Genomic DNA, 14,291 nt, shown 5'->3' with positions numbered 1-14,291 from the left:
ATTATACAAAAATTACCATATATAAACAATAACAGTTCAGAACGAAATAATGACATTTCAGGATTCACTTATTGTTCGGAATTTATTTTTGTTATCATTGTACTAGTTATATAATACACTTTATTTTTCCTTTTTGCAAGCCTTTTCTTTAATTTTTTTGAACGTAGCAGATTTTTGCAATCAAATCAAAAAAAAGATAGAATATGACTATCAAAAAATGACACTCTACTATTTAAAAGAGTACAAAGGAGTTTTCAATGAGAGAATATGATATCATTGCTATCGGTGGAGGTAGCGGAGGAATTGCTACCATGAACCGTGCTGGTGAACACGGAGCCAAAGCAGCCGTTATTGAGGAAAAGAAACTAGGTGGAACCTGCGTCAACGTCGGATGTGTTCCTAAAAAAATCATGTGGTATGGAGCACAAATCGCTGAGACTTTCCATCAATTTGGAGAAGACTACGGCTTTAAGACTACTGATCTTAACTTTGACTTTGCAACCCTACGTCGCAATCGTGAAGCCTACATTGATCGCGCTCGTTCTTCTTATGATGGCAGTTTTAAACGCAACGGCGTAGACCTGATTGAAGGCCATGCTGAATTTGTAGATTCTCATACTGTCAGTGTAAATGGTGAACTGATTCGTGCTAAACATATCGTGATTGCTACTGGTGCCCACCCAAGTATCCCAAATATTCCTGGTGCTGAGCTAGGTGGCTCTTCTGATGATGTATTTGCTTGGGAAGAATTGCCAGAGTCAGTTGCTATTCTAGGCGCTGGTTATATCTCCGTCGAATTGGCTGGCGTACTCCACACCTTTGGTATCAAGACAGATCTCTTTGTTCGTCGCGACCGTCCTTTACGTGGTTTTGATTCTTACATCGTTGAAGGTTTAGTTAAGGAAATGGAAAGAACGAACTTACCACTTCATACTCACAAAGTCCCTGTCAAGTTAGAAAAAACTGCTGAAGGCATTACCATTCATTTTGAAGATGGTACTAGTCACACAGCTAGCCAAGTTATCTGGGCTACTGGTCGCCGTCCAAACGTTAAGGACTTGCAACTTGAAAAAGCTGGAGTAACTCTGAACGAACGTGGCTTTATCCAAGTGGATGAATACCAAAATACTGTGGTTGAAGGGATCTACGCTCTAGGTGATGTAACAGGCGAAAAAGAACTAACTCCAGTTGCTATCAAGGCTGGGCGTACCCTATCTGAACGTCTCTTTAACGGCAAAACAACTGCAAAAATGGATTACTCAACTATTCCAACTGTTGTCTTTTCACACCCTGCTATCGGAACTGTTGGTTTGACAGAAGAGCAAGCTATTAAAGAATACGGTCAAGACCAAATCAAGGTTTATAAATCAAGCTTTACTTCTATGTACTCTGCTTGCACTTACAACCGTCAAGAAACTCGTTTCAAATTGATAACAGCTGGTTCTGAAGAAAAAGTTGTCGGACTTCATGGAATTGGCTACGGCGTTGATGAAATGATTCAAGGATTTGCTGTTGCTATCAAAATGGGAGCAACCAAGGCTGACTTTGATGCAACTGTGGCGATTCACCCAACTGCATCTGAAGAATTTGTAACCATGCGTTAATCGAAATAAAAGAAGCTGATACAAATGTGTCTGCTTCTTTTTTGATGATTTACAAATCGATGAAAACAACTTACCTAGTCAGCAAGATCGGCCGTTACAGTTTTTTGTTACCTTTGTTATAAAAACAGGTTGACAATAATATTAAATCAAGTATAATAGTTACTATACATAAGAAAAGAGGTTAACTATTTTGAAAAAAGCTCACGTTTATGCTATCCCTGCTATTGGGGCTGCTCTCATTGCTGTTTTGGCACAAATCAGTCTTCCAATTGGACCTGTTCCCTTCACTCTGCAAAATTTTGCAATCGGCTTGATTGCTACTGTCTTTAGACCGAGAGAGGCTGTACTTTCTGTTGGACTCTATCTTCTTCTAGGTGCTATCGGTCTTCCTGTCTTTGCAGGAGGTGGAGCTGGATTTCATGCTTTGATTGGTCCTACTGCAGGCTATCTTTGGTTTTATCTCGTTTATTCTGGACTTACCTCTTCTCTAACTAACAGTGATAGTGGTTTTGTCAGAATTTTTCTAGCAAATCTCTTAGGAGATACACTTGTCTTTGTTGGTGGGATCATTGGATTGCATTTCCTAGCTGGAATGCCATTTGAAAAAGCTCTTGCTGTGGGGGTATTTCCCTTTATCATCCCAGATCTTGGTAAAATTATTGCTATTAGTTTTATTAGCCGTCCATTACTTCAACGCCTTAAAAATCAGGCTTACTTTACTAACTAAAAAAGGATATCGAGTTGTCATGACTCAGTATCCTTTTCTTTCATTTTGAAAACTTAGTTGCCTTTAAAGGCATCCACCATTGTTTGAAATTCTTCATTGGAAAGAGTAATCCCTTTGCCCATTTTAGTATGATCTGGACTCCAAGCACGAATATCAAACTTTGCAGGGGCACCATTAAAGCTCACCCGGTTGATTTCCTTAGTCCAACCTTTTTCATTTTCAGAAAGAGTCAACAAGTGCTCTTCAATTTCAAATGTAAATTCTGCCATTTTCTTCTCCTTTTTTAGCTTTCATTAGTTTATTCGTAAAATCTTGTAGATTTTAGGAAAATTTTATATAATATTGATATAAAAGAAGGGAGGCCAATATGAAACATAAATTCCATCAAGTTCTAGATAAAATACATGACTTTTTAAATGGACATGACCAACCTGACCAGACTGAAACCAACTCCCTTACAGCCACTATTGAAGAGGCTATCCAGAAACAAACCGCTGTTCACCTTATCTTGTCTGAGACAAGCTTTACAGGTGACATCATCAAATACGATCAGCAACGCCAGCAAATTATCGTGAAAAATTTTGCTAAAAATGTAAGCCGTATTATCCGCATAAGCGATATTCAACGCCTGCGATTTGTCCCTTCAACTGTCCAAACAGCTCAAAAAAATAGATTTAAGAAAGAGTGAGATGTAGTTGCTTCATCCCACTCTTTTTCTTAGCGAATTTGTTCAAAATGTAAATGAACAGCGATATGGTCTCCATAACCACTTCTTTCCAAGTCACGTTGTAGACGATAGGAAATGTAGTGTTCTGCAATGGTAATGTAACCTGCACCCAGTAAACGATGTTCAACCAAAGACTGAATCATGCTGATGGTAGCACGTTCCACCTTGGCTTCTTCCAAATCCAAAACCACTTTCTTAGTGACTTGTGCAAGGTTTTGACGCAAATCATCTGTCAATACATAGACAGTCTGGGCTGCCTTTAAGATAGCTTGGTAAATCTTGTCTGGATTAAATTCAGCAATTTCTCCATCACGTTTGATTACTTGCATAGGTATCTCCTTTATTCTTTGTTTTCTTTAATTTCTGCCAGCATTTTTTCTTCTTCTGCTGTCAGTTGATAATGTTCAAGCAAATCCGGTCTGCGCTCGTAGGTTTTCTTTAAACTCTCATACAATCGCCACTGGCGAATCTTTTCATGGTGACCGCTCATCAGAACATCTGGGACAACCATGCCTCGATAATCATAGGGACGTGTGTACTGAGGGTATTCAAGGAGGCCTGAAGAAAAACTATCATCTTGGTGGCTAGACTCCTTGCCGATTACTTCTGGAATCAAGCGTACCGTAGCATCAATCATTGTCATGGCCGCTAACTCACCACCAGTCAAGACATAATCTCCTAGAGAAATCTCATCCGTCACCAGTGTCTTGATTCTCTCATCATAGCCCTCATAGTGCCCACAGATAAAGATTAGCTCTTCCTCTTGAGCCAAATCCTCAGCGTAAGCTTGATCGAACTGTTTCCCAGCAGGATCGAGGAGAATGACGCGCGGATTTTTCTTTTCAATAGCATCGAAAGCATCGAAAATGGGTTGAGCTCGGAGCAACATCCCCTGACCACCTCCGTAGGGCTCATCATCTACATGACGAGCCTTTTCAGCATTTTCTCGAAAATTATGATACTGGATATCTAAGAGCCCTTTTTCTCGAGCCTTTCCAACGATTGAGTGCTCCAGCGGAGAAAACATCTCTGGAAAAAGGGTTAAAATATCAATCTTCATCGTCTAATCCTTCTAAGATTTCCACATCGACCCGTTTATTTGGAATATCAACATTGAGAATCACTGGTGGGATATAAGGCAAGAGCAAGTCACGTTTACTTTTTCGCTTGACCACCCAGACATCGTTAGCACCTGGTTGTAGGATTTCCTTGATGGTTCCAATCAGGTTCTCTCCCTCATAGACTTCCAAACCGATAATCTCGTGATAGTAGAATTCACCATCGTCTAGGTCATTTAAATCTTCCTCAGCAACCTTGAGACTATATCCCTTATACTTTTCGATAGCGTTGATATGGTACATATCTTTGAATTTAATAATGTCAAAGTTCTTCTGTTTACGGTGACTAGCGATAGTCACTGTTTGGACAAACTGATCTTTTTCATCAAATAAGGCCAGCTCAGCCCCTTTTTTAAACCGTTCTTCTGCAAAATCCGTCACAGACAAGACTCTCATCTCACCCTGCAACCCCTGCGTATTGACGATTTTCCCAACATTAAAGTAGTTCATCTTGTCTCCTGTAGTCTCCTTCTTTCCATCTTATTCTGACAATTCTCGAATAATAGTCGCAATTTTTTCGGATTCAGACCACTGTAAATAATGGTGATTCCCTCCTAAAATGAGTTTAGTATTGGAAGTCCAATATTCTGATTCTCTGTACTCTTTTTCTCTATAAGCCTGACAAAAAATAAATACAGGGGTATAAGCTTCTATCGACAAATTCTCAAAATCTTCCTCAGTAATCTCTCCAGATATCTGAAATCCTGGATCTTGATTTTCCAACTCTGAACCTTTTTCTTGCATTATTTCCCAGATTTTTTTATTAGTTTCAGGGCTAAATGTGGCTTGAGTTAAGTTCTTAAAATAAAGTTCAGGACCACACTCGTCAATCAGCCTCATCTGCTCTTCCATTTCTGGATAAGGATTTTCTGAAAAATCAGCAAACATGACGTTTTTAGTTGTCGGTTCAATTGCTACTAAAGCATGACACTTAATTGGTTTCTTGAGTAATTTGCAAGCTAAAATTCCACTCAAACTATGTGCACAAAGTATATATTCAGAAATCCCTAATTCTTCAAGTACTTCATAAACCGCATCTGCAAGATTATCTAGATTTTTTCCAGCTTGGTCATGAATCGGACTCCTACCTGTGTTCGGAAAATCAATAGTCAAATAACCAATTGTAGGAGGAAGTTTTTCAAGTATAAGTGAAAAATTTTCATAACTTGGTAGCAAACCTGCGCCACTTAAACAAACTAGCATTTTCTTTTGTTTTTGATAAGTAACAGAGAGACTACCAATTTCTGTAGATACTTCAAACCTCTTCATAAAGAAATCCACTCATTCTATATAATGAATTATTAAAAATCCTTATCCTTTATTTTATCACGTTCCAAAGATTTTCTCAAGTTAGAGGAAAATACATAGAGGGGTCGCTATAGTCCAAAAAGTGCTAATATTTTCCTCTTTAATGTTAATTTATATTTGAAAGATGAGATATTTACATTCCCGTTATACATATTGCTATAAAATGTATATTCCCCAATTTCACCCTGACTTGTTTTCCATTTCATTCTTAAACTAGGCATATTCTCTGGTAAATTTGTATGAATCAATAAGCATGTATAATTCTTTAAATTTTGAACTGTATGCAGTTTATCATTATCAACTAAACGATTACTTTTTGAATCATAGATTAAAGAATAAAATTCTATAATTTCAATATCAACTTCCTTTGGATAAAAAATCAAATGGTTATAATGTTTATCATTTTCATCATGTTTAAACTCATATATATGATGAAATCTCGTATGTAAGGAATCAAATTCGATTGGTTTAATTACCTGAATTTCGATATTATTGATATAGGCCTTATTCTGAAAACTAATTTTTAAAATTACACCTATAAAAGTCGAAATCTGTAAAATTCGCAATAACCAATCAATGTACATTGCCCAATCTATGTTTAAAATAAAATCAATGTTCATTCTTTTCCAGTTCCCCTTCAAACATCTTTCCAAATCCCGATTATGCTGTTACTTGATAGATGCTATTTTACACTTCTCCACACAAAAAAGCGAGACCTTCGTCTCGCCCTTCTTATTTTTCGTCAATAACGATTCTTACTTTTTTGTCTTCAGTTGGGACAGAGTAGACAATCGTTCTTATCGCAGAAATAGTGCGACCCTTACGACCGATTACACGACCCACATCGCTTTGATCAAGATCCAAATGGTATTCCAAAAACTCTGGTGTATCTTCAATCTTGATAGTTAAGGCATCTGGTTGTGAAATCAAGGGTTTCACAATCGCAATAATGAGATTTTCAATCGTATCCATCTGTCAACCTACTTTAAACTTATTTTGAGAATTTAGAATCGTGGAATTTCTTCAATACACCTTCTTTTGAAAGGATGTTACGTACTGTATCTGAAGGTTGAGCTCCATCAGCCAACCATGCAAGAACTCGGTCTTCTTTCAAAGTTACTTGGTTTTCAGCAACAAGTGGGTTGTAAGTTCCAACTGTTTCAATGAAACGTCCGTCACGTGGTGAACGTGAATCTGCTACGTTGATACGGTAGAAAGGTTTTTTCTTAGAACCCATACGAGTCAAACGGATTTTAACTGCCATTTTTAAAGTCTCTTTTCTTATTTTTTATTTCGGTGAAATAGCTGAGCTATTTAGCACATGTTCTATTATATCAGATTTCTAGCAGGTGTCAAGAAAAAAACTTGACAGACTATAAAATTTTTAAACCATTTATTAATTTGTTAGAAGTAGGAAATAAATGTTTGAAAGAAGCTAGCCGTGAATACTATTTTATACTCAATGAAAATCAAAGAGCAAACTAGGAAGCTAGCCGCAGGCTGTACTTGAGTACGGCAAGGCAAAGCTGACGTAGTTTGAATTTGATTTTCGAAGAGTATTAGAAACATTTTATAAAGACCATCAACTCAAACCCTTCATCTCACTTGAACGTGATTTGAATGCTTGGCTCCTAAATCCTAAGCCTGTTCCCAAGCGAAATATCAAGGATTTTAAGAATGATATCTACTAACTTAATTTATAAAATATGAATTAATAGATTCTAAATAGGGGAATAATTTAGTTCTGTAAAAATTAACTTCTACACCTACAAAGCTTATTCTGACAGAGTTTATAACAGTCTAAGAAAAAAAGTAGAGATTCATACAATATCTAGATTTTCCAAAAAATTTTATCATAAAATATTATTAACGAAACTATCAAAACCAAATCCGATGCATTGCTTCAAAGAATTCTTTAGTTGTTTGACTAGCGAGAGCTTTTATTAAAAAATTTTTTCAAATAATTACCACATTGACACATAAAATTCTTGCTTTCTAAATTTAAGTGTGATATATTTATAACATAATATTTAAATGTTATATATTTATAACACAAAAAAGGAGTCTATCATGAAAAAAAGTCAAAAAATGCGTGGCCTCATTGCAATGATTGCCGTAGCTCTCTTTATTGATTTTATTGTTTTATTTGGTTCTAATCTTAGTTGGGGACCCAAGTTAGTTATTACTGGTATTTCAGTGTCAGGTCAAATTGTAGCTATTTGTAGCTGGCTACATAAGAGTCAGAAAGGTAAGGAAAAGATTATTTTTGACTTGTCTGCTAAGCTTTACACGATACTTGTGTTTGCAGCAAGCATTTTTTATACAGTAGGAATTTGGGTTGCGACCCCTAGCGTAAGTTCTGGTATTAGAGAATGGATTTTGGGAATTATCCTCGTTATTGAAGTGATTCTATTTGGTCTTTTCTCTTTAAAAAATGTCAAGGAAACTCCGGACGAACGCTTTTATGCTAATTTAGCAAAGGCAGCTAGCTTGGTGTTTGTTTTTATACTAGGCGCACTGATGATCCTAGCAGTTATCATTGGGTATATGGGGTCTCTCACTCTTTACATGGGACAGATATTTATTAGCATAGCTGCCTTGATTTGCATCTTTGCGGTTGTCTATTTTATCTTGGAACGTAGAGGATAAGCATGGCCAAAGAAAGCAAGATTATTACTAATCTCAAATCTGTTCGTGAGTCCACAGGCATGACCCAGCAGGAGTTAGCCGACCGCATCGGCATGCGACGCGAGACAATTCTGCACTTGGAAAATAATCGTTACAACCCTTCGCTGGAAATGGCTCTTAAAATTGCTCAAGTTTTTAATCTGAAAGTAGAAGACCTCTTTGAACTCAGACAGAAAGAGGAAGCATAATTCTTTTCGAGACCTAGTATTAAGTTCATTGATTAATTAGGAATTGAAGGCAAAAGAAAAAATCCTTTGAAAATGTTCTCTTTTAAAATATAGTAATTCTTTCGAATTAACGTTTACTAATTGTGATGCTTTACGAGCTTTCTTAAGATCTGGTTCCCTAAATACTTTGAGTACACTTATGGCATTGATGCCCCTAAGCAAGCGACTTTCTGGTTGTCTTCCTCTTAAACTGTCTTGTCACTAATATTTGAAATCCACTTCCTTTTAGGGTACAATGGTAGAAATGAATTTTTGAGAGGAATAGAATGAAAAAACTAGCAACCCTTCTTTTACTATCAACTGTAGCCCTTGCTGGATGTAGCAGTATCCAACGTAGTCTGCGTGGTGATGACTATGTTGATTCCAGTCTTGCTGCTGAAGAAAGTTCCAAAGTAGCTGCCCAATCTGCCAAGGAGTTAAACGATGCTTTAACAAACGAAAACGCCAATTTCCCACAACTTTCTAAGGAAGTTGCTGAAGATGAAGCCGAAGTGATTCTCCACACAAGCCAAGGAGATATCCGTATCAAACTCTTCCCTAAACTCGCTCCTCTAGCGGTTGAAAACTTCCTTACTCATGCCAAAGAAGGCTACTATAACGGCATTACCTTCCACCGTGTCATCGATGACTTCATGGTTCAAACTGGAGATCCAAAAGGGGACGGTACAGGTGGTCAGTCCATCTGGCATGACAAGGATAAGACTAAAGACAAGGGAACTGGTTTCAAAAACGAGATTACTCCTTATCTCTATAACATCCGTGGTGCTCTTTCTATGGCTAATACTGGTCAACCAAACACCAATGGTAGCCAGTTCTTCATCAACCAAAACTCTACAGATACCTCTGCTAAACTCCCTACAAGCAAGTATCCAAAGAAAATCATCGAAGCCTATAAAGAAGGGGGAAACCCTAGTCTAGATGGCAAACACCCAGTCTTTGGTCAAGTAATTGACGGTATGGATGTTGTAGATAAAATTGCTAAAGCCGAAAAAGATGAGAAAGACAAGCCAACTACTGCTATCACAATCGACAGCATCGAAGTGGTGAAAGACTACGATTTTAAACTCAATGAAAATCAAAGAGCAAACTAGGAAACTAGCCGCAGGCTGTACTTGAGTACGGCAAGGCGACGTTGACGAGGTTTGAATTTGATTTTCGAAGAGTATTAAATCTTAAAAACCAAAAAATACAGTACCCACATTCGGTACTGTATTTCTTTTATCCTCATTTTTAAGTTAGATTATTAAAATCCCAGATTTGGTCCATCCAGCCTTCATAGAAGTCTGGTTCGTGACAGACCATAAGAATAGATCCCTTGTATTCTTTAAGAGCACGTTTGAGTTCATCCTTGGCATCCACATCCAAATGGTTGGTCGGCTCGTCCAGCACTAAAACGTTGTTTTCACGATTCATCAAGAGACAGAAACGAACCTTGGCTTGTTCCCCACCTGACAAGACCTGAATTTGGCTTTCGATATGCTTGGTTGTCAAACCACAACGGGCAAGGGCTGCACGAACTTCTGCTTGGTTAAGAGCTGGGAAGGCATCCCAGACAGCCTCTAGTGGTGTTTGACGATTGCCACCTTCTACTTCCTGCTCAAAGTATCCAAGTTCTAGGTAGTCACCGCGTTCCACTTCCCCAGCGATTGGTGGAATAATGCCCAAGAGACTCTTCAAGAGAGTTGTTTTCCCGATACCATTTGCCCCGATAATAGCAACTTTCTGATTACGTTCAAAAGTAAGATTTAGTGGCTTAGTCAGAGGACGTTCATATCCAATCTGCAAATCCTTGGCTTGAAAGATAAATCGCCCTGGTGTACGAGCTGGTTTAAAATCAAAGGAAGGCTTTGGTTTCTCACTTTGGAGTTCAATGATGTCCATCTTATCCAATTTCTTTTGACGAGACATGGCCATGTTTCGTGTTGCAACACGCGCTTTGTTTCGTGCGACAAAATCTTTAAGGTCTGCAATTTCTTTCTGCTGACGTTCGTAGGCAGCCTCTAGCTGAGATTTCTTCATAGCATAGACTTCTTGGAACTGATAGTAGTCACCAGAATAACGCGTCAGCTGTTGATTTTCCACATGGTAGACAATATTAATCACATCGTTCAGGAATAGAATATCGTGAGAAATAAGGACAAAGGCATTCTCATAGTTTTGGAGATAGCGCTTGAGCCAATCAATATGCTCAGCATCCAAGTAGTTGGTCGGCTCGTCCAACAGCAAGATATCAGGCTTTTCAAGGAGGAGTTTAGCCAAAAGTACCTTGGTTCTTTGCCCACCTGACAAAGAAGTTACATCTGTATCCATGCCAAAATCCATGACACCAAGGGCACGCGCTACTTCGTCAATCTTAGCATCCAAGGTATAGAAATCACGACTCTCCAGACGGTCTTGAAGTTCGCCAACTTCTTCCATGAGAGCATCAACATCCGCTCCATCTTCAGCCATTTCCATATAAAGGTCATTGATTCGGACTTCTGCTTTAAACAGCTCATCAAAAGCTGTACGGAGAACATCACGCACCGACTGCCCTTCAGCAAGGACGGAGTGCTGATCCAAGTAACCAGCGGTTACATATTTGGACCACTCAACCTTCCCTTCATCTGGCAGCATTTTACCAGTCACAATGCTCATAAAAGTTGATTTCCCTTCACCATTGGCACCGACCAGACCGATATGTTCCCCCTTTAGGAGACGGAAGGACACATCTTCAAAAATTGCACGGTCACCAAAACCGTGACTCAGATTTTTAACTTCTAAAATACTCATTTTAATTCCTTATCTTGTTTTTATGTAATTGTTTATAGAGAAGCCAAGCCAGATAGCCACCCAAGGTATTGGTCCACAAATCATCAATCTCAAAAACGCGATTAAAATCAAAGAAAAAATCTAAGACCAACTGCGTACACTCGATTCCAAGACTCACTAGAAAACTAAAAAAGAGCACTTTTCTTGTTTTCCGCAAGTTTGGAAGGAGATAAAGGAGTTGGAAAATCAGAGGAAAAAGCAAGAAGACATTGAGGAAATTTTGTAGAAAAATCCAATATAATTGTCCTATGTCACTCACTTCACCCAGTTTCCAGAAAGAATTGAAAGGAGTCAAAAGAAAAACCAGGCGTCCAAGATGCTGAATACCTGGAGTTTCCACCCCCACAGGAGAATGTTCTTGAGGAGTAAAGCAAAAGTAAATGATACAAATGCTATAGAAAATGACTCCCCAGACCAAAACATGATTATAAGTTTTCTTCATCATTAAGGATTGACTGCTGCGACTGCTTTCTGGCGGTCACGTTTCATTGTATTAGAACGCAACTGTCCACAAGCTGCATCAATATCAGTACCATGCTCTTGACGAACAACACAGTTGACTCCTTTTTTCTTAAGCGTATCATAGAAGGCCAGGACGCGCTCTTTGGGACTACGGCTATATTGGTCATGCTCACTAACTGGGTTATAAGGAATCAAGTTGACATAAGACAATTTCTTGATGTTCTTGAGCAATTCAGCCAATTCCAAGGCTTGTTCTACACCGTCATTTACTTCATTGAGCATGATATACTCAAAGGTCACACGGCGATTGGTTGTTTCGATGTAGTACTCAATAGCAGCAAAGAGTTTTTCAATCGGAAAGGCACGGTTAATCTTCATGATGCTTGAACGCAATTCATTGTTTGGTGCGTGAAGGGAAACGGCAAGATTGACCTGAACTCCTTCATTAGCAAAGTCACGAATTTTATGAGCCAAACCTGAGGTTGAAACCGTGATGTGACGAGCACCGATGGCCATTCCTTTATCATCATTGATAGTACGGACGAAATTCAAGACATTATTGTAGTTATCAAATGGTTCACCGATACCCATGACAACGATATGGCTGACGCGCTCGTCCTGACCACGCTCATCAAAGTATTTCTGAACCAGCATGATTTGCGCTACGATTTCACCGTTATTGAGGTCACGTTGTTTCTTAATCAAACCAGAGGCACAGAAGGTACAACCGATATTACAGCCGACCTGAGTGGTTACACAGACTGACAAACCATAGTGCTGGCGCATGAGTACAGTCTCAATCAACATACCATCAGGCAACTCAAAGAGGTATTTAACTGTCCCATCAGCAGACTCTTGAACGATACGTTGTTTCAAGGGATTGACTACAAATTGGTCATTGAGCTTAGCAATCAAATCCTTGGAAAGGTTGGTCATCTCTTCAAATGACTGGACACGTTTACGGTAAAGCCATTCCCAGATTTGATCTGCACGGAATTTCTTTTCTCCCTGCTCCAAAACCCATTCCTGCATGGTTTGACGTGTTAAACTATAAATTGACGGTTTCATTTCTTCTCCTTATTCTCTACTCACTTCTGACGAATGACAAAATGACGTTGTCCCTTGTCCTCTTTCTGAGAATGCTGGTCTTTCTGACGACGTCTATTTTTCTTATCTGCATTCGGTTTTCGTTTGGTTTGAGTCGGTTTCTTTCCTTTTCTAGAAGATGGTTCTTCTTCCTTTTTACGTATTTTCTTGTCAAATGATGCTCGCTTAGGGGCTTCATTTTCTAAAACAAAATAGGCACAACCATAACTACAATACTCTAGAAGGTAGTCTTGTAAACGACTGATTTTTTCAAGTTTTTCTTCTGTTCGATCATCCTTATAAAAACCTCGTAGGCGAAGCTGTTCGTTGCTCCAGTCTCCCACGATATAGTCAAACTTGGTTAAGACTTCTGAAAAACGCTGATTAAAAGCCGTCACATCAAAGGCATCCTTGATATTTTCCACCAAGGAAAAAGCTATCCCTTCCGTTTCAACCTTGTCCCCATGTAAATGGAACTCAGGACCAGGAAACTTGTTATAGTTGTATAATTCAGGTGCAATTTCTTTTCGCATAGATATCCTTTTTCCACGATTACTTAATACTTTATTCTACCATAATTTCTAGCAGTTAGCACGTTTCTCATAAAAATGAAAAAAGTCTGACGATTTTGTCAGACCAGAATCATATAACCTAAAAAAGAGAAGAACCATTCTTCCCTCCAACTATCATTATTTAGCAGCTGCGTACAATTCATCTACTTTGTTCCAGTTGATCACTGAGAAGAAAGCTTTGATGTAGTCAGGACGCACGTTGCGGTATTTCACGTAGTAAGCATGTTCCCAAACGTCCAAGCCCAAGATTGGTTTTTTACCTTCTGAGATTGGTGTGTCTTGGTTTGCTGTTGAAGTCACTTCAAGCTTCCCTTCTTTGTTGACAACCAACCATGCCCAGCCAGAACCAAAACGAGTTGTTGCTGCTGCAGTGAAGGCTGCTTGGAATTCTTCAAATGAACCAAATGTTGCATCAATTGCTGCTGCCAGTTCTGCTGAAGGAGCTGTTTTCTCAGGAGTCATCAATTCCCAGAAAAGAGCGTGGTTCAAGTGTCCGCCACCATTGTTAATAAGCGCTTGACGGATATCAGCTGGAATAGATTCTACATCAGCAAGCAAGGCTTCAAGGTCTTCACCGATTTCAGGGTGTTTTTCAAGAGCTGCATTGGCATTGTTGACATAAGTTTGATGGTGTTTGTCATGGTGCAAATGCATTGTTTCCGCATCGATGTATGGTTCCAAAGCGTCGTATGCATATGGAAGATCTGGTAAGATAATAGCCATCTGTAATACCTCTTTTTCTTTCTATATGAAAATGATAACGTAAACATTCACTTTTTTCAAGTTTTTTGCTTATAGATGAAGAAATCACTGACATACTTTCTAATAATACTTTTCGAAAATCTCTTCAAACCGCGTCAACATCGCCTTGCCATAGATATGTTACTGACTTCGTCAGTCTTATCTACAACCTCAAAACAGTGTTTTGAGCTGACTTCGTCAGTCTTATCTACAACCTCAA

The 14,291-nt window shown here is 38.7% G+C and carries 19 protein-coding genes; 6 read left to right on the top strand and 13 right to left on the bottom strand.

The window, feature by feature from the left end; genetic code table 11:
* The first annotated feature begins 257 nt into the window (after positions 1-257).
* Both gor and RWP09_RS04810 read left to right on the top strand, forming a co-directional pair.
* Positions 258-1,604 (top strand): glutathione-disulfide reductase, encoded by a 1,347-nt coding sequence (gene gor / locus RWP09_RS04815; protein WP_314434570.1) that lies wholly within the window; start codon positions 258-260, stop codon positions 1,602-1,604.
* 190 nt (positions 1,605-1,794) lie between these two features.
* The gene (locus tag RWP09_RS04810; RefSeq protein WP_033688590.1) at positions 1,795-2,331 is read left to right on the top strand and encodes a biotin transporter BioY; all 537 of its coding nucleotides are present in this window, start codon (positions 1,795-1,797) and stop codon (positions 2,329-2,331) included.
* A 53-nt stretch (positions 2,332-2,384) separates the two neighbouring features.
* Here RWP09_RS04810 and RWP09_RS04805 read toward each other — a convergent pair whose 3' ends face one another.
* Positions 2,385-2,600 (bottom strand): YdbC family protein, encoded by a 216-nt coding sequence (locus tag RWP09_RS04805; RefSeq protein ID WP_000807422.1) that lies wholly within the window; start codon positions 2,598-2,600, stop codon positions 2,385-2,387.
* 98 nt (positions 2,601-2,698) lie between these two features.
* Here RWP09_RS04805 and RWP09_RS04800 point away from each other — a divergent pair, with 98 nt between their 5' ends.
* The gene (locus tag RWP09_RS04800; RefSeq protein WP_314434566.1) at positions 2,699-3,019 is read left to right on the top strand and encodes a hypothetical protein; all 321 of its coding nucleotides are present in this window, start codon (positions 2,699-2,701) and stop codon (positions 3,017-3,019) included.
* Between the two features lie 29 nt (positions 3,020-3,048).
* On the opposite strand, the gene RWP09_RS04795 is transcribed toward RWP09_RS04800, so the two are convergent.
* The 7 genes from RWP09_RS04795 to rpsP all read right to left on the bottom strand — a co-directional run bounded on the left by RWP09_RS04795 (position 3,049) and on the right by rpsP (position 6,748).
* Positions 3,049-3,387, bottom strand: coding sequence for an ATP cone domain-containing protein (locus RWP09_RS04795; RefSeq protein ID WP_001196038.1), 339 nt, complete (start codon positions 3,385-3,387; stop codon positions 3,049-3,051).
* 11 nt (positions 3,388-3,398) lie between these two features.
* The gene (gene trmD / locus RWP09_RS04790) at positions 3,399-4,118 is read right to left on the bottom strand and encodes a tRNA (guanosine(37)-N1)-methyltransferase TrmD (protein WP_000686915.1); all 720 of its coding nucleotides are present in this window, start codon (positions 4,116-4,118) and stop codon (positions 3,399-3,401) included.
* Entirely contained in the window at positions 4,108-4,626 is a 519-nt protein-coding gene (gene rimM, locus RWP09_RS04785) for a ribosome maturation factor RimM (RefSeq protein WP_314434563.1), read from the bottom strand. The genes trmD and rimM overlap by 11 nt, the downstream gene beginning before the upstream one ends.
* Positions 4,627-4,656: 30 nt before the next feature.
* Positions 4,657-5,445, bottom strand: a complete 789-nt coding sequence (locus RWP09_RS04780) for an alpha/beta hydrolase (RefSeq protein ID WP_314434562.1) — start codon at positions 5,443-5,445, stop codon at positions 4,657-4,659.
* A 107-nt stretch (positions 5,446-5,552) separates the two neighbouring features.
* Entirely contained in the window at positions 5,553-6,104 is a 552-nt protein-coding gene (locus RWP09_RS04775; protein ID WP_314434560.1) for a hypothetical protein, read from the bottom strand.
* Positions 6,105-6,216: 112 nt separating this feature from the next.
* Positions 6,217-6,456: an RNA-binding protein KphA gene (kphA, locus tag RWP09_RS04770; protein ID WP_000379617.1), complete on the bottom strand. Its 240-nt coding sequence runs from the start codon at positions 6,454-6,456 to the stop codon at positions 6,217-6,219.
* Positions 6,457-6,475: 19 nt separating this feature from the next.
* A complete protein-coding gene (gene rpsP, locus RWP09_RS04765; RefSeq protein WP_000268760.1) occupies positions 6,476-6,748 on the bottom strand; it encodes a 30S ribosomal protein S16 in 273 nt (90 codons plus the stop codon).
* An 806-nt stretch (positions 6,749-7,554) separates the two neighbouring features.
* Between rpsP and RWP09_RS04760 the strand changes: the two genes are divergently transcribed.
* The 3 genes from RWP09_RS04760 to RWP09_RS04750 all read left to right on the top strand — a co-directional run bounded on the left by RWP09_RS04760 (position 7,555) and on the right by RWP09_RS04750 (position 9,490).
* On the top strand, positions 7,555-8,133 hold the full coding sequence (locus tag RWP09_RS04760; RefSeq protein WP_314434558.1) for a DUF3796 domain-containing protein: 579 nt from the start codon (positions 7,555-7,557) through the stop codon (positions 8,131-8,133).
* A 2-nt stretch (positions 8,134-8,135) separates the two neighbouring features.
* Positions 8,136-8,360: a helix-turn-helix transcriptional regulator gene (locus tag RWP09_RS04755; RefSeq protein WP_001041099.1), complete on the top strand. Its 225-nt coding sequence runs from the start codon at positions 8,136-8,138 to the stop codon at positions 8,358-8,360.
* Between the two features lie 305 nt (positions 8,361-8,665).
* The gene (locus RWP09_RS04750) at positions 8,666-9,490 is read left to right on the top strand and encodes a peptidylprolyl isomerase (RefSeq protein WP_314434555.1); all 825 of its coding nucleotides are present in this window, start codon (positions 8,666-8,668) and stop codon (positions 9,488-9,490) included.
* A 139-nt stretch (positions 9,491-9,629) separates the two neighbouring features.
* On the opposite strand, the gene RWP09_RS04745 is transcribed toward RWP09_RS04750, so the two are convergent.
* The 5 genes from RWP09_RS04745 to sodA all read right to left on the bottom strand — a co-directional run bounded on the left by RWP09_RS04745 (position 9,630) and on the right by sodA (position 14,053).
* Entirely contained in the window at positions 9,630-11,171 is a 1,542-nt protein-coding gene (locus tag RWP09_RS04745) for an ABC-F family ATP-binding cassette domain-containing protein (protein WP_314434553.1), read from the bottom strand.
* Between the two features lies 1 nt (position 11,172).
* The gene (locus RWP09_RS04740) at positions 11,173-11,655 is read right to left on the bottom strand and encodes a VanZ family protein (RefSeq protein WP_314434551.1); all 483 of its coding nucleotides are present in this window, start codon (positions 11,653-11,655) and stop codon (positions 11,173-11,175) included.
* Positions 11,655-12,740, bottom strand: coding sequence for a 23S rRNA (adenine(2503)-C(2))-methyltransferase RlmN (gene rlmN / locus RWP09_RS04735; protein ID WP_000804760.1), 1,086 nt, complete (start codon positions 12,738-12,740; stop codon positions 11,655-11,657). The genes RWP09_RS04740 and rlmN overlap by 1 nt, the downstream gene beginning before the upstream one ends.
* A 20-nt stretch (positions 12,741-12,760) precedes the next feature.
* On the bottom strand, positions 12,761-13,291 hold the full coding sequence (locus RWP09_RS04730) for a YutD family protein (protein WP_125411227.1): 531 nt from the start codon (positions 13,289-13,291) through the stop codon (positions 12,761-12,763).
* A gap of 156 nt (positions 13,292-13,447) precedes the next feature.
* Positions 13,448-14,053 carry a superoxide dismutase SodA gene (gene sodA, locus RWP09_RS04725; protein ID WP_000974733.1) on the bottom strand — a complete coding sequence of 202 codons (606 nt, stop codon included), beginning with the start codon at positions 14,051-14,053 and terminating at the stop codon, positions 13,448-13,450.
* Positions 14,054-14,291: the final 238 nt, after the last annotated feature.

Source organism: uncultured Streptococcus sp. (assembly GCF_963521255.1).
Lineage (GTDB): Bacteria > Bacillota > Bacilli > Lactobacillales > Streptococcaceae > Streptococcus.
This window is presented reverse-complemented; position numbering and strand designations above follow the sequence as displayed.

Bases quoted from the DNA above. Each gene is read 5' to 3' on its own strand.
- gor (WP_314434570.1), top strand. From the start codon at position 258: ATGAGAGAATATGATATCATTGCTATCGGTGGAGGTAGCGGAGGAATT.
- RWP09_RS04805 (WP_000807422.1), bottom strand. From the start codon at position 2,600: ATGGCAGAATTTACATTTGAAATTGAAGAGCACTTGTTGACTCTTTCT.
- RWP09_RS04800 (WP_314434566.1), top strand. From the start codon at position 2,699: ATGAAACATAAATTCCATCAAGTTCTAGATAAAATACATGACTTTTTA.
- RWP09_RS04795 (WP_001196038.1), bottom strand. From the start codon at position 3,387: ATGCAAGTAATCAAACGTGATGGAGAAATTGCTGAATTTAATCCAGAC.
- trmD (WP_000686915.1), bottom strand. From the start codon at position 4,118: ATGAAGATTGATATTTTAACCCTTTTTCCAGAGATGTTTTCTCCGCTG.
- rimM (WP_314434563.1), bottom strand. From the start codon at position 4,626: ATGAACTACTTTAATGTTGGGAAAATCGTCAATACGCAGGGGTTGCAG.
- RWP09_RS04780 (WP_314434562.1), bottom strand. From the start codon at position 5,445: ATGAAGAGGTTTGAAGTATCTACAGAAATTGGTAGTCTCTCTGTTACT.
- RWP09_RS04775 (WP_314434560.1), bottom strand. From the start codon at position 6,104: ATGAACATTGATTTTATTTTAAACATAGATTGGGCAATGTACATTGAT.
- kphA (WP_000379617.1), bottom strand. From the start codon at position 6,456: ATGGATACGATTGAAAATCTCATTATTGCGATTGTGAAACCCTTGATT.
- rpsP (WP_000268760.1), bottom strand. From the start codon at position 6,748: ATGGCAGTTAAAATCCGTTTGACTCGTATGGGTTCTAAGAAAAAACCT.
- RWP09_RS04760 (WP_314434558.1), top strand. From the start codon at position 7,555: ATGAAAAAAAGTCAAAAAATGCGTGGCCTCATTGCAATGATTGCCGTA.
- RWP09_RS04755 (WP_001041099.1), top strand. From the start codon at position 8,136: ATGGCCAAAGAAAGCAAGATTATTACTAATCTCAAATCTGTTCGTGAG.
- RWP09_RS04750 (WP_314434555.1), top strand. From the start codon at position 8,666: ATGAAAAAACTAGCAACCCTTCTTTTACTATCAACTGTAGCCCTTGCT.
- RWP09_RS04745 (WP_314434553.1), bottom strand. From the start codon at position 11,171: ATGAGTATTTTAGAAGTTAAAAATCTGAGTCACGGTTTTGGTGACCGT.
- RWP09_RS04740 (WP_314434551.1), bottom strand. From the start codon at position 11,655: ATGATGAAGAAAACTTATAATCATGTTTTGGTCTGGGGAGTCATTTTC.
- rlmN (WP_000804760.1), bottom strand. From the start codon at position 12,740: ATGAAACCGTCAATTTATAGTTTAACACGTCAAACCATGCAGGAATGG.
- RWP09_RS04730 (WP_125411227.1), bottom strand. From the start codon at position 13,291: ATGCGAAAAGAAATTGCACCTGAATTATACAACTATAACAAGTTTCCT.
- sodA (WP_000974733.1), bottom strand. From the start codon at position 14,053: ATGGCTATTATCTTACCAGATCTTCCATATGCATACGACGCTTTGGAA.